Here is a 17,551-nt window from a genome sequence, read left to right as displayed (position 1 = left end):
AAGTATTCTACGCTGTAATCTATAAAAAAGTTCACTTAATACTAGTGGTTAGAAAAGGCTTAGGTTAGGATCATTTTTTTACTAACGATGTGAGCTAATAATGAAGATATGGGTTGATGCCGATGCCTGTCCGGTGGTGATCAAAGAGATTTTATTTCGCGCCGCAGAGCGTACGCAAACTGAGACCATTTTAGTCGCTAACCATGCCATGCGTATCCCGCCTTCAAAATATATTAGCCGTTTGCAAGTATCATCAGGATTTGATGTCGCCGATGACGAAATCGTGAAACGCATAGCCGTCAATGATTTAGTGATCACCGGTGATATTCCACTGGCCTCTGAAGTGATTGATAACGGCGGCCAAGCACTCAATCCGCGTGGTGAACTGTACACCAGCGAAAATATTCGCTCATTACTTAATGTACGTGATTTTATGGATACTATGCGTTCAAGCGGCGTAGAAATGAATGGTGGGCCACCACCACTGAGTCAAAGCGACCGGCAAAACTTCGCCAATAATCTTGACCGTATTTTAGCTAAAAACAAATGAGTAACAGCGTAAATAATATCGGCTTTGGTGATCCCAGCTTTACTGTTGCGGTCTACATCGCAAATCTGCCACCAATGCCTGAATATAGCCATTTAAGCGATGTCACTGCGCTGCGTGACGGGCAAATAAATACCATTAACCAAGCTTGCGGTAATGGCTGGCGTAAAGTGTTTAACGTGTATGCAAAAGTGCTGTTTACACTGCCAAGTGAGCATTATCAGTTTGCTAAACTCGCCCCCACCTGGCAGCAATATCGCGATAGCCAATTATTGCAAAGCGATAGTCACACCGCTTTATTGTTTAGCCCTCCACAACTGAGCAACAACTCTACCTTGCATATTATTGCTGGGCGAACGTATGCCAAAGCATTGATAAACCAAGGGCTGTTAGCGGCAGAATTAGACTGGCTAGATGAGCAGTTTGCGATAGATAAAGCCAACAAATTAATTGTCTGCCCATACTTTGACTACCGTCAATTGAGCAATATAAAAATAGCCCGACTCAGCCAATTAGTTGCCGAGTGTTTTTAATAATATGGCGCGGTATCACTTTGTTAGCTAATCTTAATGGCATGAAAAAGCTCGGATGATTTAACTCTATGAAAATACTCGTCGTTGACGATATGCCGTTAATGCGCCATGTATTAATTAACATGCTCAGAGCACTTAATTTCCCAGATCTAGTCGAGGCCACTGACGGCATACAAGCACTTACCTTTTTGAAAAATCAACACTTTGATCTGGTGATCACCGATTTACACATGCCAAAAATGGATGGTAAAACCCTACTCAACCGCATTCGTGACGATCAAGAATTAAAGGCGATCCCAGTGCTTATGATCACCTGCGAAGACAGCTCCACAGCGATCAAAGAAATTATTGCCGCGAAAGTGTCTGGCTTTATTGTCAAACCTTTTAATTTAAGTGTGTTAGATAACCAGTTAAAGAAAGTTATGAAATTAGCGAGTTAAAAAGTGAGTTAGTCAATCTCAATGTTGTATTACTTTAAACATAGCTTAAATGCATCATCATCTTGCTCAAATTGAGCTAATAACCACGCTTGAAAAGCGATCACTTTAGGCCAATTAAAATGCGCTTTTGGGCCCACTAAATAATATTTATAGTGGCAACTAAATTCAAAATCTGGGTAAATTTCTAACTGCCCTAATTTAATATGCGACTCAATTAAGCGTCGCCTTACTAATGCAACACCTTGCCCTGCAAGGGTTGCTTGGATCACCAAGGCGGCATTATCAATTTCTAAAAATACCGGCATCGCGGCTGCGCTAATTGCCAATTCATCAACCAGTGAGCGCCAACCACGCTCAGCATCAGGGCAAATATCCATAATCAATTGCTGCTGTAATAACTGTGCTCGTAATGGCAATTGTGGGTCAAGCATGCCCGGCTTATATGCCAAATATAAACTGTCATCAGCAAGAAATTCACTATGCAACTCAGGGTATTGCCCTAAGCCAAAACGAATGCCTAAATCTACTTGCCCAGCCGCAAAGTTGGCATGTTGGTCGCTCGGATCAATGCGTAAATGAATATCAGGGTAATGGCGTTGAAAATCACTAATATGCTGCAATAACCAACCGCTGGCAAATGAGGGTAAAACAGATAAGTTTAAACTATGCGGCTCAGTATCTTGGCTGAGCCCGTTAACTCCAGATTGAAAGTGACTAAAGCCTTGTAAAATTGCAGGCAGCAGCTGCTCACCTGCCCGCGTTAAGGCAACAAACCGAGTTTGTCGAGTAAACAACTGACAACCTAAATGGGCTTCTAACAACCTGATCTGCTGACTTACAGCTGCTTGGCTGACAAACAACTGCTCAGCAGCAAGCTTAAAACTCCCCAGCTCCGCAGCATGCTTAAAATACCAAAGACTTTTTAATGGCGGTAAGTTCATCGTCAACCACAGTTAAGAAAAACTAAAGCATAGCCAATTTTATATCGTTTGTCAGTTTTTCAACTAGGCGCAATACTCATACTGTAAAACAAGCCTAAGTAGGAGCCACTATCATGAAATACCTCGCTATATTAATCATTATATTAATAAGTACGGCAAGCCAAGCGCAAGCAAACAGCAATATAAAACTGACGACAGATGAAGGGTACCCTTATAAAAACTTAATTAATAAGGCGCAAAGAATTGAACTGCGTTACGTTGAAAATGATCATCAAGTGAGCTGTAAAGTAAGCGTGCAGACACTGCATAATCAATATATGGGCAAACAGCAGACGGTCTCGGCCAAAACCTTTAAAAAGCAACCACTGGCGGCATGCTTAACCCGCGTAAAAGCAAAACAAATTTTAAATATGTTGTAGTCGCCTTGCGAATAATAGTTTCAACCTAAACAAACTGGGCTACGAAAAACCAGTACTTTCCCCAGTAGCCCAGTTTTATTACCGTTGTAATTGCAGTTCCAGCCAAATATCGGCTACCGCTGCGTAACTTAGTTTACTGCTTGCAGGTAATTCACCTCAACGGGTAAAGCAAGTGCCGACTCATAAAATGCAAACACCGCTGCAACATAAGGTTGTTGGTAATGCGTATCGAGTGCTGCTTGCGATGCAAATTGTTCAACCAAAAACAAACAGCTTTGCTCAGCATTGACATAAAGCTCGAAGCGCATGCAACCAGCTTCTGCCAAAGTTGCTGCTAAGATCTCCTGTAAACGCCCTTTACAATCATCAAACAGCTCAGGTTTTGGGGTTATTTTTGCCACAATATTAATCATTTTTGCTCCTTACTAAACAAACGCATAACCATTAAACGGATCGGGGGTGCCACACTAAAGGCCACCACAAACGCCGCAGGCCACGCATTAGCAAAAGCTGTCATCCAGCTTTGCATAAATGTTTCAGTTAAGCCTAAGTTTACGTAAGTCATCCAAGCCGATAATAAAAACGACATCAAAAATGAGAATGCCGCGGTAAATGTTAAATGAATTTTCATATCTCCTCCTTAGCGTTACTATATTCAAAGCCGAGGCAGGCAAACAGTCACGAAAACGCAAACTAAGATTGAGAAATTGATATGCTTGATGATCTTCATTTATTTATTGAAATAGCGCGGCGTAACAGCATGAGCCAAGCAGCGAAAGATCTGGGGTTGAATTTATCAACCCTGTCAAGACGTATGCAAGGACTAGAAGAAAAGCTCGCAGAGCCATTATTGCAACGCACAGCCAGAGGCATTGTGCTTACCACAAAAGGCGAGCAGCTTTATTGCGAACTTGCCGAGCAAGTGCTGACACTCAATGATCAGCTCAATCAACTAAACAGCAGCGAGCATGGCCTGAGTGACTTTTACTTACTGTGCCCACAAAATATTATGACAGGGCCACTAATGCCAGCAATCAACGAATTCGCAGCCACTAATTCGGCGCTCAATCTGCACATTTACCCAAGCAATGCCAATAGTCAGCTCAGCCAAAAACGTTTTGATTTAGCCATTCGCATTGGCGAACAACAAGATTCGAGCTATTACCAAAAACGCTTAGGTTCAATTGCTATTAAACTCATTGTTAAAAATAATGCGCCCACTACTCGGCTGGTTTTACCCTATACTGAATCGCAGTTCCCTGCAGGGCTTTTAAAACAGCTTAAACAAACCTACCCACAAATTAGTTTTTGTTTTGATATAACCATTGCTAAAAATATGGTCGAGTCAGGGTATGGCGTAGGCCTACTGCCGATGAGTGAAATTGACACTATTTGTGAAAAACATGCCTTTAAATATCTTGAACTACCAATAAACTTTCCAGCAAGGCCTATATACGCTCTATGGCCACATTCTCGTAAGCCCAGCTATGCAGCAGAGCAATTAATTAATTTAGTACAAGCGAAGATTGCACAGAACCCCAGTTTGCAAGGTGAAACAGTTGAGTTAGGAAGGTTCTAGGTTAAAAGAGCAGACGAGGCTTCGGGATACGAGCGGCGGGCGAAGGGCTGCGGGCTAATCCTAGTTCCTAGTTGCTTCCCTATAACCTAGTTTTTAATTTTTCCTCTTCAGCGCAGCGCCTCATAACCTCTTTGTGAATAAATCACTTAAAAACATATTTGCACAAATAGAAGACAATGAGAGTAAATGAGAAGATCAAAAATGCAGCGGGCCACGTGCATCACACAACGCGCTTGTGCAATTCCCTCGCACCTAGTCACTTTCCTAGAACCCAAAACCTAGAACCTTTGCTACTCTTGCGCCATTTGACCTAACGTCAGTAAATTGATTACTCTCACGTAAAGTTTTAAAACTCAGAGGTATTTCAAATGAAGTTAGGCCGAAACGATCCATGTCCGTGCAATAGCGGTAAAAAGTATAAACGCTGCTGTATGGATAGCGCATCAAAGCAGCACTGCGAAGTATATGACGAAATAGCACAAACCATTGCTACTAACCCTGACTTAAGCCTAGATGAAATGAATCTGATAGCTCAACATAAAATTTCAGGGATCAACAATAGTTCATTAGATGATTTTTGCGGCCTTTCCGCTAATCAAATGGATAATTGGCTAAGAGCACCATTTAATGAGTTGGCAGGGGTAACAATAAGTATACCTAATGAGCTAACAGCAAGCCCCGTGATGCGCTACTTAGCGATAATACTAGATGAAGCGATGCAACAAGGTGGCTCATTTAAAGCAACAGCCAAAGGTAATTTACCAGCTCAAATAGCCAAGCAAGCTAGTGAATTACTTCCTGAGTTTGCCATATCTGAGTATGAAAAGCCTGTAAGTATCAGTGAGTTTGCCGGTAGTAACGAAGACAAAATTAACGCCTTACATTACACCCGAATTTTGGCAGATATTGCAGGTATTATTTACCTTCAAAACGGCCGCTTCCATGTTAAAAAAACTGCCCAAAAACAGTATCAAACTCATGGTATTAAAGCCTTTTTCTTACCTATGCTTGAAGCTGCCACCACACACTATAATTGGGGCTATTTTGATAGCTTTGTCAGTGATTGCGAGCTACGCACTTTTTGGGTCTTTATGCTGTGGCGAGTCCAAACTCACGAATCGGTTGAGCAATTGATAGAAGAAGTCATTACCGCATTTCCTGCTCTACTAAATGAAACACCGGCGACCGAATACACAGAGCCAGCTAGGTTGTTAGGTGTTTTAATCAGATCCCGTTTTATAGAGCGGTTTTTAGAGTTTTGGGGATTTATCACCGTTAACCCTAAGCGATTTTCAGATGGCGACCCCATTGCAATAAAAGCAAATATACAACCTTTATTAAAGCAAACCTTTACGTTTGATATATAAAGTTTAAGCTGTTATTCGCCTCACACAATGAGGCGAATAGCCAACTTAATTGCCTCATTGTGTAGTTTGCGAGTGTGCGAGTTGAAATAGCAACGGGTTTCGAGCGACGAATTGCAGGTTGCCCCAAGCCAAGAACCTTTAGTAAGTAAAGCGCTTTTCAAAATTGATGGTTAAAGCCGATATCAGTTAAAACAGCTAAACTAAACGATTTAAATACATCAAATGCATGTTCCCAATTAACGCTATGATCACCATAAACCATTGGAACAACATATTCATTAAAGCGCGTTTCATAGAGTGAATTAGTTTGCAATACATCTAAAGCAAACTTAAGTTCAACTATAGGATCTTCCATGAATTCTAAATGCTGATTACCGTAGCGGGTAATATCTTCTGCTATGACTTTTTTGACTAAAGGTACTACATCTTGAACATTCGCCAATGCTGCTTGTTGAATATAATAGGTATCATAAATATGACGAATTAGCGCAGGATCATCGTCTCTTTTATTATCACGTGCAAAGCTCGCTGTTCGCCTAAGCATAGACACTAACTTTTCAGCTTGTGTACTCTTAATACTAGAAAAATCCATCAGCGGCACTTCTGGTGCCTGTTGAGTTACCTCGTTCACTAAAGAAGATATATTACGGCTTTGTACATTATCAAAAAGTAACGTTTCTATAAGCTCTAATTTAATAAACGGTCGTAAGCATGGGACTTTTGAATGGGCTTGAGGATAGCGAATATCAATTTGTTGATATCGATATTCATCAAAAACAGTTGGAGTATTTTCTACAGAAAAATAATCATGTGAATTAATCGCAGCAATTAACTGCAAGTGGAGCGCTTTTCTAGCCTTTCTTCTTTTAGTTTTAGACGTGTTAGCAGCTAAATCTTTAGGAATGATTTTTATATCAACATCTTCAGACATTCGATGAGTTTTAATGCCTGACTTTGTTAATGCCGTACCACCTGAAAAAACTAAAAAATGCGTATCAAAAGATAACTCACAAAGTAGCTTAAGTAGTACAACTACATAGTAATCTTTTTCAACAATGGCAGGATTACCCATACCAAGAGCATCCGCTACATCTAAAAATAAATCGCTATCAACTTGCATTGATAGCGCTATTATTTACAACAATCTTACGCTTAAATCGACTGGTGGTCATTATTTTAAATGAAGCGGGAACTTGTAAACTTTCACCATTAAGGCTGCGTTGTGAAAATTCATCAAACTGATACTCAACGCCCAGTTTTTCAATAGCCTCTAAAATGACTCCATCTGCACCCGCAGGTGATGCTGGCATTAACTTACCAGTAATGCGATTTTCTCGCGCTTTGGTATAAAGCCCATAACCAATGCGTAACAATTGACCACTATCAACCAACTTTTTTAGTACACGACCAACTTGGTCGTAACCTGCAATATCAGCAAAATCAGCGCGCTCAAAAACATAACGCTTAGAGCGATTTATTCTTGTCGTTACTTTACTTGCTATTGTCATATTAATTACTCTCGTTGCTTAGACAAAATATAGCAAACATACGACATTTAAACAATGCAAACATACGACACTTAGTTGATGTAATCACATCATCTTAATGGTATCTATCACCAGTAGGAGCGCGCTTTAGCAGTAATTGTTTTTAAATCCAGCCACGGGCATCGAGCTATGGGCTACGGTTACACACTAGTCCCTAGTCACTTCCCTAGAACCTAGCTCCTTTTACTACCGTAGGCGTTAAGCTTGCTGACGCGGTCTTTATATTCTTTCTCTAAAGCGCAGCGCCTCTTAATCTCTGTGGTGAATACATCACTTACAATCAATTTAGACAATGAGGGTAAATAAGAATACAACGGGCTTTGAGCTGCGTGCAGCGTGCTGGTGCAAACCCTAGCGCCTAGTCACTTCCCTGCAGGAACCCGTTTTAGCTGTGATTGTTTTAAAACCAATTTTACCACCGAGACGCTGCGCTACACAGAGAAGGTAAAATAATGCGGGCAACAAGCTACGAGCAAATCCTAGAACCTAGCTCCTTTTACTACCTCACTTCACTACACCGAAGAAACTTAAATAAACGCTTTCATACTTGGTAACAGCTCAACCTGCTCACTCAGTTCGCCAGCTGCTTTATTGATAATGTTAATACATAAGCCGATGTGTTCTAGTTCACTATTAGACAAATTATTTGCAATAGCAGTCGCTTTAGCCATTGTTATTGCAGCTAATACTGACTGAATTGTTTGACTCATCAGTAGCTGCATACGCGCAAGAGAAATATCAAACTCATCAGCAAAATCAGCTAACATATAAGCCGTTATTTCATTACTAAAATTACCCGCGCCTTGTGAATTATAGTCACCTAGCGACATTGCATAATGCCTTGAAATAGCTAGCTTTGAACCACCTTTTGCACAATCAATCCCCGCCTGTTCAATAATCGCTTCTATGTTTACCAAATCGTAAAACGGTGTGAGCTCTAAACCATTTTTACCAACAAAAAAACTAATGTTTTTGCCGTGAGCATCATAATTACGCACTAGAATATTAAATGTCATCCAGCGAATAAGTTGCGCCTGATACGCTTGCAGATTCACTGTTTCAATATTGAAGAGCTTAGGAAAAGAAACACCATCTCGAATATAAATACCGTCCCCCTGATCACCGTGCTGACGCTCGTATTTGTAAGAAGGAGGCAAATTTGTCGCTTGGCACCCATCAATAACATGACGACGTAACACTCGGTTTTGCTCTTTAACAACACGCCTATCAAAACGATCGATAACAAAGGCCCGCATTTCACCATAGCTACGCAATTCAACGTCAGGCACATCAAGTCCTGCGCCTCTTGCCAGCAACATAGTAAATAACTCATTTACGGCTATGAAAGGCGCAGCGCCCGTTTCAAACTTAAATATTTTATTAGAGCATAATTCGCCTTCACCAAACCCCAGCCTGCCGTCGATTTCGAGTAAATTAAGCTTATCTTGAACCCCAGCGACAGAGAGCCTCGTTCGCCCGTCCCATAATGTAATAGGCTCGCCCGCTTGCTTAAAACGGTTCAGCTTTTGACTCAATTGGTGATTCGTTACTTCACGAAAAGATGTTTGCTTTACTGCACGGTTACTTGCTCTAAACGACAAAGCGCCCGATGTTTCTTCGCCAATAACTTTAATTAAACCAAGGGTATACTCAAACCACCTCAAGATGCAGAATTCAGCGTTTCACAGGAGCTTAATATCAAGGCGTTACTTTGCAAGAATGGCAGTCCCTTTTAAGAAGTAACAACGCTGAGAGTAAGTGCCTGTGAAACGCCCAGCGGGTTGGTTTAAAAGCAATTTATACTGCGTTATTGATTTTAACAATAGAACCACTATTACTTGCAATCAATGCCTTGCCTAAATCGCTTTTAATTCCAACTGAAACTCGTATCTAGAGGTAGTTTGAGTATGTATTCTTAGAAATGGTCGTGCTACTGATGATCTCCTCAAGTCCTTTACCTTCCGGTAATAAATTTTGCAAATAATTACGTACTGCACGAGAGTCAAAATCGCCATTGAGTGGCAAATGTGGTGAAACTGCAAAACCCTCGTTGATCCATTTAGCCTCATAAGTAAATGAAATCTCATTTTCAGAGCCTATTGCCAGCGTTATCTCAGCCACCTTTTGCGATTGACCGATAAACACATCTAAACGATTGGTGTTAGTACCACTGTTCATCGCTCACCTCATCATTGCTATGAGCTATATCATCACTGACAAGGCTGAACGACAACCCTAAATACTCCATAACTTTTAGTACATTATGCAGTTGCACAGTTACATCACCTTTTTCTATTTTTATTAGCGTAGGCTTAGAAATAGCAAGCGCTTGTGATACATCCACTAATGTCAGCTTCATACCAGTTCGCTTTGCAGTAATGGCTTTAGCCAGCTGCATGGGTGAAAATGGCTTAGAAAGCTCAGGCATTTCAGTACGCTTAACAACTCTTCCGAGTGTTTTTTTGACGGAGGAATCGCTCATTTATGGTCAACTATAGTTTACTTATACAACCAATTCTAGAATACCTTAAGAAAAAGTCAACGATACTTTACTTTTAGACTAAATAATTAATCAACAAGACCATAAGTAAAATATATTTAACTTATGGCAACTTGTAATTAAATTAAAACCCATAAGTAAATTTTAATTGACTAGTTTATAGCATAAAACTGGCAAGTTGAAAAAACGGGCTACGGATTAATCCTAGAGGCTAGTCATTTTCCTAAAACCTAGCGCCTTTACCTTAATCTGTGATTGTTTTAAAACCAATTTTACCACCGAGCTCACCGAGGCGCGGCGCTACACAGATAAGATCAAATGCTACGGGCTATGGGTAACAGGCTACGAATTAACCCTAGCCACTAGTCACTTCCCTAAAGCCTAGCACCTTTTACTACCGTAGGCGTTAAGCTTGCTAACGCGAAAAGCGAAGTTTTTGAATTGTAGCGGGAGTGTATCTCGCGCTTTGGTTTTTAATTGCAAGTTTTGTAAATTCCTCATTCGAGGTATTTGCCAGATTGCTGGCGGCAACCAAGGGGCGATCGATTTTCAAAGTTGAGTCTGCTGCAAGTAATTCATCCCTGAAACTGGGTTCCTGTCAGCATCCATGCTTCCACTTCCTCGCGCTGCGAAACTTCGTTTCGGTCACTCGCCACCCACGGCGCCCCGAGCATTTTGCTATTTCCTCAAAGCCACAATTAATATGAACGTAAACGTCGTGTATTCGCCCAACTTGCACATCCATGTACGCTCCCCAGTTCGGGTATCCATACCCTCTCGTTCAAAACTGCGTTTTTCACCCATGGCGAAGTCACGGCTGAACTTGCATCCATGCAATCAATTACCCATCAATTGAGCCTTTTCGGGCAAAATGGCAAAAAAAAGCTAGATCACAAAGCAACCTTAAACTATCACTTTAATGAGTTCATGTATTTGACTAAAATTACTGTGCGCTTTATTATCACAGCGTACCCATCAACGTAAAAGGAATTACCGTGGCGATAGATATAGTTATTTGTTTTGATCCAGTGACAAAAAAAGCAGTTCAATGCAAAACTGACGAAAAAGATACTTTCTCAAAAGACAATAGCCATATAAAAAATGAAGTAATAACTTCTGGAACACCTTATATTTGGCGAAAGGAATACTCAACCCCCTTGAATGCCCCCTCAATTGAACAAAAAAATATACTCAATCAATTTTCGCTTCTACCAGCACAATCCAGACGAAATATAGCAGGTATGCTGCGTGATTTTGGCAGCGAAACATTGCTGGCAATTTCAGACTTTCAAGCCCAAGTTATACCCTTTTTAGCAAACAACACACATGGCCTTGTCGGCTCTGGTGCTACATCAGTTCAAGCCCGCAGCTCAAAGTTTGTCGCTTTAGCGTCTAAATATGAAGTAGCTTTAAAAGACATACGAGCTGCACATAAGTCAGGCACACCCAAATACCACATGGTCGCTTTAGAGCAAAAAGCGCTTGCTATATTTAAAGAGCTGCAAGTTAAATATCAAGCTGAATTACAACGTTTTATGAATACTAACCGTGCAAGTCGAAGAGGCACTGTTTGGTCTAACCCTAATCGTGGTGTTCACATAGCAAAAAGTGCCAGACACTCAACTAAACTAGATATAAGCAGCACCGCAGAATTTAAAAAAATTAAATACATTGAAAACACAGGCCGTTGGCTTGGTAATGGCATGATCTTACTCGATGGTGTTTTTAGAGCTAATTCAGTTTACAGCGATTATAGAAATGGTGACGACTGGCAAAGAAGCTTATCAGCTGAATTAGCTAGTTTTGGGGCGTCAACAACAGTAGGGATAGCAACTGGTACTTTTATAACAACACATTTAGCCGCAAGTACACTTCTAATGTTAACACCCTTTGGTTGGGTTGTTGCTATTGGATTAGGCCTTGTAGCCGGATTTGTCATGAGTATTGGAACCAATACCTTAGTTAAAAAGACGACTGAGAATATTTATGATCGCAAACCTATTCATACGGGTATTTTATAGATGGATCTAGCACCTATATTAACTTACTTGTTCTTAACTTTTCTTTTTAGCTTTTTTATTTCATCTCTTTTGCTTTCAAGAATGTCAATTAAACATATAAATATACAAATGGAAAAAGATGGCGTGTATCCACCTAGTTGGGACCGAGGGATTGGAGCGAGTGCTTCATTTTATGTATTTGCAATGCTTTTTAGTAAGTATAGGATTAAAAACACGCTATTTGATGCCCGCTTTGTAGCTAAACATGCGCGGCCTATTGATAGAGTAATAGCGGCAGTCCATTTTATTTCAGTGACAGGAATGATAATTTGCCTCTGCATTATTACTTTATTTAAAAGCTTTTATTAATAAAAATATGGAGAAAGATAGTGCAGTGCAAAACCCCCAACTTGGGATAAAGACATTGGCGCTAGTGTGTCATTTTATATCTTTGCGATGTTTTTTGAACGCTCCCGCATACCCACTCCGATGTTTGATGGGCGTTTTGTAGCTAAACATGCAAGACCTGTTGATAAAATAATTGGCGCAATTCACTCTATTTCAGTGGCAGGAACAGTAGTGTGTCTTTGTATAATTACCTATCTTCAAAATAGCTAATAGTAAATTAAATTCACATGACACATTGTTTTCGGAGTATAAAAGCGCAGCTTTTAAATTATAGGCGGGAGCTTATATCCGGCCTTGATTTTATTATATTTTTAATGGGTAAGCTTATAATGTTGAGCATGCCTTAATTGCAGCCGCTATGGCAGAAGCACTTTGTTTTGAATATCCGCCGCCACCGGTAACCACTGTTGGTATTTCAAGCGTTTTTAAGTGAGACAGTATGATTTTTTCACGCTTAGCAACATCTTCTACGTTAAGCTTAAAACCACCTAATTTATCAACAGCCAATACATCGGTCCCTGCTATAACAAAGGCCAAAGCATAATTACCCGTTATTAACTCAAGCGCTTGGGTTAACTTTTCTAAATATTCGCAGCCTTCTACACCACTTTTTAACGGAACCGGAAAGTTTACTCTGTTACGAGTAAATTGTGAGGTCGGGTAAATATCCTCATTATATACATCCAATAAATGTACATTTTCGTTGTCTTTGAATGAGTACGCATTACCGTTACCATGATGAGCATCGACGTCGATAATTAATACTTTATCTGTCTCACTTAATTGGCCATTCTTTCGCAATTGTTGATAGCTAATACCAATATCATTATAAATACAAAAACCTTCCATATTTAAATTACTAGCATGATGAAAGCCGCCGGATAAGTTCCACATAATCTCACCAGACTCCAAGGCTTTTTCAGCCCCCAATAAAGTACCAGCAACAGCCAAACGCATAGGTGTCAGAATTTTTTTATCTAGAAAATCAAAGCCAACAAAAGGAATTTTTGGAACTTCAAGTGCACGTAAAACAAGCGTTTTACTCAAAACCAACTTTCTCATTAATTCATTGAGATATTCATTAATAACCTCGGTAGAAATAGGGCCGGCAGGTTGAACTATTTCAATCTCTAATTCACCTAATTCAGATACGACTTTAGCAAACTTTTCACCATCAAATGGGTGTAAGTACTTCAGTACCCCTAATTGATAGTTAAAGCGTGGTTCATAAATAACTTTCATGTTTATGCGTTTTCCGTATCAGCAAGTTCCTTAGCGTAACGTAATACTTCATGAGGTGTCCAGATACCCGTTCCTAGTGCTCTTGCTAATTTGCCATATGCAGCTGCATTTGGTTTAAAACTGGGTTCTTTATTACAAGCTACTTTTAAACAATCAGCCACAACATTTGAGCAATTAAATTTGGCGAGTTGGTATTGTGGTATATTCTCCATCAAAGAAACCACATAATCTTCCAAGGCATCTGTATTAGCATCTGGAATGGTAACAGTTAGTGGGCGACGGTTACCTTCACTCTCAATGTCGAGTTCAAGAGCCTGCATAAAATGCCCTGGCTGGCGTCGTTTTATTTTTAAATCTTTTTTACCAGCGCCATCTGCCGGCCAAAAACTAATATAAGTTGTGCCAAATGAGATTGAGGCATGGCCAACCATATTACCATGAGGTAGCCAAACATGTACTTTCAACATAGCAAAAATCCTTTTTTATATTTCCTAATTTAGGTTCAATGTATATATTTAAAGACTAAAAATCAATGAGAAAATTAAATTCCGCCATGCAATCTATTACTCATCAATTGAGTTTTAGGGCAAAGTAACGAGGGATTAACTTGTCAGCAGCGTTCAAATTTACTGTAGGCGTTAAGCTTGCTGACGCGAAAAGCGCAGCTTTTGAATAGGTAGATGCGATTTTATATCGCGCTTGGGTTTATAACCGTTGACCCAAAACAAAGGGTTAATGGCAACGTATCCCCATAAACACAGCCATAGAGTCATTACTAACACAAACTTTTCAATTTGCATTTTTAACACAGCACTTATAATTATTATTCGCCTCACTAAATGAGGCAATAAATTCACTTAATTGCCTCACTGTGTGATTACGTTACAGCATAACGTGTACTTCGCCCCCCAGCTGCAGTTTTTGCAATAAACCCCAACCTCTGCAAATCAGCTAAATGGCGCGTAGCGGTAGCGCGGCTCACCTTAGCCACTTTTTGATATTGGCTAGCACTTATACCGTGCTCAAATTGACCATCAAGTAATTTATTAAGCACTTTTACTTGTTGTTCATTTAGCTTTGTTTGGTCTTTACTAAGCCAATAGTTACTTTTAAAAACTGTTTGCTCAATATTTTTTAGCGTATGCTGTAATGCTTTATTAAGCGTGCCCAAAAACCAGCAGATCCACTGCGTAATGCAAAGATCGCCGCGTTGGGTCTCTTCAAGTACTTCGTAATAGCTTTTTCTGTCCTTTAAAATAGCCACCGACATCGCATAAAACCGGATTGCCTCGGCATGCTCTTGCGCCAGTGCTAAGTCAGTAATAAGTCGCGTAATACGCCCATTACCATCCTCAAGTGGATGTAAAGTTACAAACCATAAGTGTGCGATAGCTGCGCGAATAAAAGGATCTAGCGTTATGTCATTATGACTGCTGTTAAACCAATTAAAAAAAACCGATAGCTCACTTTCAATCCGCTCTCTAGGTGGCGCTGTAAAATGTAATACCGGTTTATCTAATCGTCCCGACACCACTTGCATTGGCTCATTACCACGTAATTGGCCACCTTCTATTTGCGTAAATAAACTCTGTTCACCGGCAAACAATAAACGATGCCAATTAAGTACTCGCTCTAAATCAAGTGGAGTATGGGTATTATTAATTGCATCTAACATCATTTCAGCAAGGTTATCACTTTGCACTGTAGTTGGATAAGGCTGCTCATCAATGTGGAGTTTTTTAGCAAGTGACGAGCGTACAGAAAATGCGTTAAGCTTCTCCCCCTCAATTGCACTTGAATGAATAATATTAGCGAGTAGGGTATCAAGCGCTTGCTGCTTTAATTTAACGTTTTGCAAGCCCATTTGCCCCATTAACAGCCCTTGGTTATAAGTGAGTTCACGCAAAATCGGCGCCAATGCTTGTTGATCCCAACTAAAATCAGGCCAGTTTTGCTGCTGCCATATCCACATTATTATTCACCTCAAGATTAATTAAGACCAGTATATGACAACTATTCGCCTCGCACAATGAGGCGAATAGCCAGCTTAATTGCCTCATTGTGTGAGTTAGCGAGATTGTGTAAACATCCTAGCACCTAGTCAATTCCCTACAACCTAGGCCCTTTCCCTTTAACCTAGAGCACCTAGCCGCTAAAACCTAATATCTTTTACAGTCCTAGCACCTATATCTTGTGGGCTGTGATTATTTTAAAACCAATTTGCATATGAGCGATGTCTAAAGCTAACAATAGCGTTACCAAAATTAATAACTGGTTAGTTTAAAAATAACAACGGCAATATTTATTGCGGTTGTTATTACTAAAAACTAGTCTAGATAGTTAATATTCCATTGCTGGCCTTCACCACCCCAGTATTCCCACTGCACTATATTTGCGCCATCTTCGGTGCCCATATCAAATACATCAAGGGCCAAGCCGCTCCATGCGCTTCTTAATGCATAATGGCCATTACCAGTATATTGCATTAACCAACGTTGACCTTCGCCACCCCAAAGAGCCCACTGCACAATATTGCCGCCATTGTCTTCGCTCCAATCATATACATCAATTGACTTGCCGCTAGCTACATTGGTAATGCTGTAATAGCCGCCACCTACATGAACAATATCCCATTGCTGATTAGTACCGCCCCAATATCCCCATTGCACAAGGTTATCGCCATCACTAAGCCCAGCATTACTCACCTCTAACGCTTTACCACTGAGTACAGAGGTAATACTTACACGGCCATCGCGCAGACGCGTATCGTTGCCTAAATTAAGGTTGCGAGAAAAGTATGGCCAGCCATCATTGCCAAATTGAATTTTTAGTACATCTAAACGTGCAGGCCAACCCGTAGGAGAATTGCCATCATAATAATGGATTGTCGCTAAATCTTGTTCGCCGTGGCGCAGGTAACCAAAATGGCCTGGGCCGATGTAGATACCTTCTGTTGATAATACGGTGCTGCCGCCGTAGTTCCACATATCAACATTGTTCTTATCAAGGAAAGGTCCTGTAGGTGAAGTCGAGCGACCCATAACAATATAATAATCACTCTCTTTACCTTTACAGCAATCTGCTAGGTTAGCAAAAAGATAATAATAACCATTAATGTACTGTACTTGTGCAGCTTCAAACTCATTCCAATCGCCACCACTGCCTACAGCTGGGTAACGTGTATTATTCATAAGCTTACCGTTATCAGGGTTAAGCTGCCTGATAAAAATACCCGCATAGTGAGATCCATAAATCATCCATACTTTGCCCGCAGTGTCACGATACACACCTGCATCAATCGCATTTACCGCAAACCCAGCAGACGAAACAGGGTCGTCATTAGTCGACACTAACATACCTAAATCTTGCCAATTAGGATTATTAAGTGAATCGGTGACCATAACACCAATAGCTGAGTGCATACCTTGGCTTGCTGAAAAAGCAGAGTAATACAGATAGTATTTACCCTTCATCTCAATTATGTCAGGAGCCCAAAAATTACCATCAAAACCAGGGACTTTACTGTTGATCCAACTTGGGTATGTATTAGGCGCGATAGGTGACGGACCTCGCTGCCAGTTAACCATATCGGTAGAATAAAGTGCATTTATGGGTAATCCGCTAGCTCCAGTGCCTGTACCAAAAGTCCAGTAAACACCGTCTTCGCGAATAATTGTTGAAGGGTCATGAATATCGGTGGTGCCCTGTAGATTAACAGCAGCACTCGTTACAGTACTTACTAACATAAAGAGCAAGCATGCTAGTAGTGGTTTAAATCTTATAAACATTTAATGAGTCCTTATAAATAGGTTAAACCTTATTGTGTGTAGTTTAATGTTGTAAGCACGAACAAGCCTGTACGTGCCAAGCCTTACTATAGTCAAAACACAGCAAAATGTTAATTTTATATTATAAAACTATTAAATTACTAACAAGACAGAATATAACCGAGTTCGCGACCAAGATTTTATCCATGCACGGCTATTACTATCAGTTGAGTTTTTGGAAAGTGACGGAGGAATTGCCAT

At 40.4% G+C, this 17,551-nt stretch carries 20 protein-coding genes; 8 read left to right on the top strand and 12 right to left on the bottom strand.

Translation table 11 applies throughout. The features are described 5' to 3' along the window. The first annotated feature begins 100 nt into the window (after positions 1–100). From ENH88_RS09120 to ENH88_RS09110, 3 genes are all read left to right on the top strand, one after another. Positions 101–550 (top strand): YaiI/YqxD family protein, encoded by a 450-nt coding sequence (locus tag ENH88_RS09120; RefSeq protein ID WP_304181840.1) that lies wholly within the window; start codon positions 101–103, stop codon positions 548–550. Then, positions 547–1,080 carry a DUF6942 family protein gene (locus tag ENH88_RS09115; protein ID WP_304181838.1) on the top strand — a complete coding sequence of 178 codons (534 nt, stop codon included), beginning with the start codon at positions 547–549 and terminating at the stop codon, positions 1,078–1,080. The genes ENH88_RS09120 and ENH88_RS09115 overlap by 4 nt, the downstream gene beginning before the upstream one ends. 68 nt (positions 1,081–1,148) lie before the next feature. Beyond that, positions 1,149–1,520 (top strand): response regulator, encoded by a 372-nt coding sequence (locus ENH88_RS09110; protein WP_304181837.1) that lies wholly within the window; start codon positions 1,149–1,151, stop codon positions 1,518–1,520. Between the two features lie 29 nt (positions 1,521–1,549). Here ENH88_RS09110 and ENH88_RS09105 read toward each other — a convergent pair whose 3' ends face one another. Beyond that, positions 1,550–2,461, bottom strand: coding sequence for a LysR substrate-binding domain-containing protein (locus ENH88_RS09105; RefSeq protein WP_304181836.1), 912 nt, complete (start codon positions 2,459–2,461; stop codon positions 1,550–1,552). A gap of 113 nt (positions 2,462–2,574) precedes the next feature. Between ENH88_RS09105 and ENH88_RS09100 the strand changes: the two genes are divergently transcribed. Then, positions 2,575–2,880, top strand: a complete 306-nt coding sequence (locus ENH88_RS09100; RefSeq protein ID WP_283708864.1) for a hypothetical protein — start codon at positions 2,575–2,577, stop codon at positions 2,878–2,880. A 128-nt stretch (positions 2,881–3,008) separates the two neighbouring features. Here the strand turns inward: ENH88_RS09100 and ENH88_RS09095 are convergent, their stop codons facing one another. Both ENH88_RS09095 and ENH88_RS09090 read right to left on the bottom strand, forming a co-directional pair. Beyond that, positions 3,009–3,293: a putative quinol monooxygenase gene (locus ENH88_RS09095; RefSeq protein ID WP_304181834.1), complete on the bottom strand. Its 285-nt coding sequence runs from the start codon at positions 3,291–3,293 to the stop codon at positions 3,009–3,011. Further along, positions 3,290–3,511, bottom strand: coding sequence for a DUF2798 domain-containing protein (locus tag ENH88_RS09090; RefSeq protein ID WP_304181832.1), 222 nt, complete (start codon positions 3,509–3,511; stop codon positions 3,290–3,292). Before ENH88_RS09090 ends, ENH88_RS09095 begins: the two co-directional genes overlap by 4 nt. Positions 3,512–3,592: 81 nt before the next feature. Here ENH88_RS09090 and ENH88_RS09085 point away from each other — a divergent pair, with 81 nt between their 5' ends. Beyond that, positions 3,593–4,459 (top strand): LysR family transcriptional regulator, encoded by an 867-nt coding sequence (locus tag ENH88_RS09085; RefSeq protein ID WP_304181831.1) that lies wholly within the window; start codon positions 3,593–3,595, stop codon positions 4,457–4,459. Between the two features lie 368 nt (positions 4,460–4,827). Next, positions 4,828–5,826 carry an SEC-C domain-containing protein gene (locus ENH88_RS09080; protein ID WP_304181829.1) on the top strand — a complete coding sequence of 333 codons (999 nt, stop codon included), beginning with the start codon at positions 4,828–4,830 and terminating at the stop codon, positions 5,824–5,826. Between the two features lie 157 nt (positions 5,827–5,983). On the opposite strand, the gene ENH88_RS09075 is transcribed toward ENH88_RS09080, so the two are convergent. The 5 genes from ENH88_RS09075 to ENH88_RS09055 form a co-directional block, all read right to left on the bottom strand. Then, positions 5,984–6,946 carry a nucleotidyl transferase AbiEii/AbiGii toxin family protein gene (locus ENH88_RS09075; RefSeq protein WP_304181828.1) on the bottom strand — a complete coding sequence of 321 codons (963 nt, stop codon included), beginning with the start codon at positions 6,944–6,946 and terminating at the stop codon, positions 5,984–5,986. Continuing rightward, positions 6,936–7,334, bottom strand: a complete 399-nt coding sequence (locus tag ENH88_RS09070; RefSeq protein WP_064664724.1) for a DUF6088 family protein — start codon at positions 7,332–7,334, stop codon at positions 6,936–6,938. Before ENH88_RS09070 ends, ENH88_RS09075 begins: the two co-directional genes overlap by 11 nt. A 566-nt stretch (positions 7,335–7,900) precedes the next feature. Further along, on the bottom strand, positions 7,901–9,037 hold the full coding sequence (locus ENH88_RS09065; protein ID WP_304181825.1) for a HipA domain-containing protein: 1,137 nt from the start codon (positions 9,035–9,037) through the stop codon (positions 7,901–7,903). A gap of 226 nt (positions 9,038–9,263) precedes the next feature. After that, positions 9,264–9,551, bottom strand: a complete 288-nt coding sequence (locus tag ENH88_RS09060) for a HipA N-terminal domain-containing protein (protein WP_259398490.1) — start codon at positions 9,549–9,551, stop codon at positions 9,264–9,266. Next, a complete protein-coding gene (locus ENH88_RS09055) occupies positions 9,535–9,855 on the bottom strand; it encodes a helix-turn-helix domain-containing protein (protein ID WP_145242858.1) in 321 nt (106 codons plus the stop codon). The genes ENH88_RS09060 and ENH88_RS09055 overlap by 17 nt, the downstream gene beginning before the upstream one ends. Before the next feature lie 1,013 nt (positions 9,856–10,868). Here ENH88_RS09055 and ENH88_RS09050 point away from each other — a divergent pair. Both ENH88_RS09050 and ENH88_RS09045 read left to right on the top strand, forming a co-directional pair. Next, positions 10,869–11,894, top strand: coding sequence for a hypothetical protein (locus ENH88_RS09050; RefSeq protein WP_304181823.1), 1,026 nt, complete (start codon positions 10,869–10,871; stop codon positions 11,892–11,894). After that, positions 11,895–12,242 (top strand): hypothetical protein, encoded by a 348-nt coding sequence (locus ENH88_RS09045; RefSeq protein WP_304181822.1) that lies wholly within the window; start codon positions 11,895–11,897, stop codon positions 12,240–12,242. It abuts the gene before it with no gap. Positions 12,243–12,605: 363 nt separating this feature from the next. Here the strand turns inward: ENH88_RS09045 and ENH88_RS09040 are convergent, their stop codons facing one another. The 4 genes from ENH88_RS09040 to ENH88_RS09025 form a co-directional block, all read right to left on the bottom strand. Continuing rightward, entirely contained in the window at positions 12,606–13,523 is a 918-nt protein-coding gene (locus tag ENH88_RS09040) for a histone deacetylase family protein (RefSeq protein ID WP_304181820.1), read from the bottom strand. 2 nt (positions 13,524–13,525) lie between these two features. Further along, positions 13,526–13,990, bottom strand: a complete 465-nt coding sequence (locus ENH88_RS09035) for a hypothetical protein (protein ID WP_304181818.1) — start codon at positions 13,988–13,990, stop codon at positions 13,526–13,528. A gap of 410 nt (positions 13,991–14,400) precedes the next feature. Beyond that, the gene (locus tag ENH88_RS09030; protein ID WP_304181817.1) at positions 14,401–15,495 is read right to left on the bottom strand and encodes a Fic family protein; all 1,095 of its coding nucleotides are present in this window, start codon (positions 15,493–15,495) and stop codon (positions 14,401–14,403) included. Between the two features lie 355 nt (positions 15,496–15,850). Next, entirely contained in the window at positions 15,851–17,311 is a 1,461-nt protein-coding gene (locus tag ENH88_RS09025; protein WP_304181815.1) for a family 43 glycosylhydrolase, read from the bottom strand. Positions 17,312–17,551 lie beyond the last annotated feature (240 nt).

This window comes from Pseudoalteromonas prydzensis, assembly GCF_011050055.1.
Taxonomy (GTDB): Bacteria; Pseudomonadota; Gammaproteobacteria; order Enterobacterales; family Alteromonadaceae; genus Pseudoalteromonas; species Pseudoalteromonas prydzensis_A.
Note: the sequence above shows the minus strand (reverse complement) of the source record. Positions and strands in the feature narration are given on the sequence as shown.

What these genes read in the sequence shown, in the direction of transcription:
- ENH88_RS09120 (WP_304181840.1), top strand. Translation starts at nt 101, where the DNA reads ATGAAGATATGGGTTGATGCCGATGCCTGTCCGGTGGTGATCAAAGAG.
- ENH88_RS09115 (WP_304181838.1), top strand. Translation starts at nt 547, where the DNA reads ATGAGTAACAGCGTAAATAATATCGGCTTTGGTGATCCCAGCTTTACT.
- ENH88_RS09110 (WP_304181837.1), top strand. Translation starts at nt 1,149, where the DNA reads ATGAAAATACTCGTCGTTGACGATATGCCGTTAATGCGCCATGTATTA.
- ENH88_RS09105 (WP_304181836.1), bottom strand. Translation starts at nt 2,461, where the DNA reads ATGAACTTACCGCCATTAAAAAGTCTTTGGTATTTTAAGCATGCTGCG.
- ENH88_RS09100 (WP_283708864.1), top strand. Translation starts at nt 2,575, where the DNA reads ATGAAATACCTCGCTATATTAATCATTATATTAATAAGTACGGCAAGC.
- ENH88_RS09095 (WP_304181834.1), bottom strand. Translation starts at nt 3,293, where the DNA reads ATGATTAATATTGTGGCAAAAATAACCCCAAAACCTGAGCTGTTTGAT.
- ENH88_RS09090 (WP_304181832.1), bottom strand. Translation starts at nt 3,511, where the DNA reads ATGAAAATTCATTTAACATTTACCGCGGCATTCTCATTTTTGATGTCG.
- ENH88_RS09085 (WP_304181831.1), top strand. Translation starts at nt 3,593, where the DNA reads ATGCTTGATGATCTTCATTTATTTATTGAAATAGCGCGGCGTAACAGC.
- ENH88_RS09080 (WP_304181829.1), top strand. Translation starts at nt 4,828, where the DNA reads ATGAAGTTAGGCCGAAACGATCCATGTCCGTGCAATAGCGGTAAAAAG.
- ENH88_RS09075 (WP_304181828.1), bottom strand. Translation starts at nt 6,946, where the DNA reads ATGCAAGTTGATAGCGATTTATTTTTAGATGTAGCGGATGCTCTTGGT.
- ENH88_RS09070 (WP_064664724.1), bottom strand. Translation starts at nt 7,334, where the DNA reads ATGACAATAGCAAGTAAAGTAACGACAAGAATAAATCGCTCTAAGCGT.
- ENH88_RS09060 (WP_259398490.1), bottom strand. Translation starts at nt 9,551, where the DNA reads ATGAACAGTGGTACTAACACCAATCGTTTAGATGTGTTTATCGGTCAA.
- ENH88_RS09055 (WP_145242858.1), bottom strand. Translation starts at nt 9,855, where the DNA reads ATGAGCGATTCCTCCGTCAAAAAAACACTCGGAAGAGTTGTTAAGCGT.
- ENH88_RS09045 (WP_304181822.1), top strand. Translation starts at nt 11,895, where the DNA reads ATGGATCTAGCACCTATATTAACTTACTTGTTCTTAACTTTTCTTTTT.
- ENH88_RS09040 (WP_304181820.1), bottom strand. Translation starts at nt 13,523, where the DNA reads ATGAAAGTTATTTATGAACCACGCTTTAACTATCAATTAGGGGTACTG.
- ENH88_RS09035 (WP_304181818.1), bottom strand. Translation starts at nt 13,990, where the DNA reads ATGTTGAAAGTACATGTTTGGCTACCTCATGGTAATATGGTTGGCCAT.
- ENH88_RS09030 (WP_304181817.1), bottom strand. Translation starts at nt 15,495, where the DNA reads ATGTGGATATGGCAGCAGCAAAACTGGCCTGATTTTAGTTGGGATCAA.
- ENH88_RS09025 (WP_304181815.1), bottom strand. Translation starts at nt 17,311, where the DNA reads ATGTTTATAAGATTTAAACCACTACTAGCATGCTTGCTCTTTATGTTA.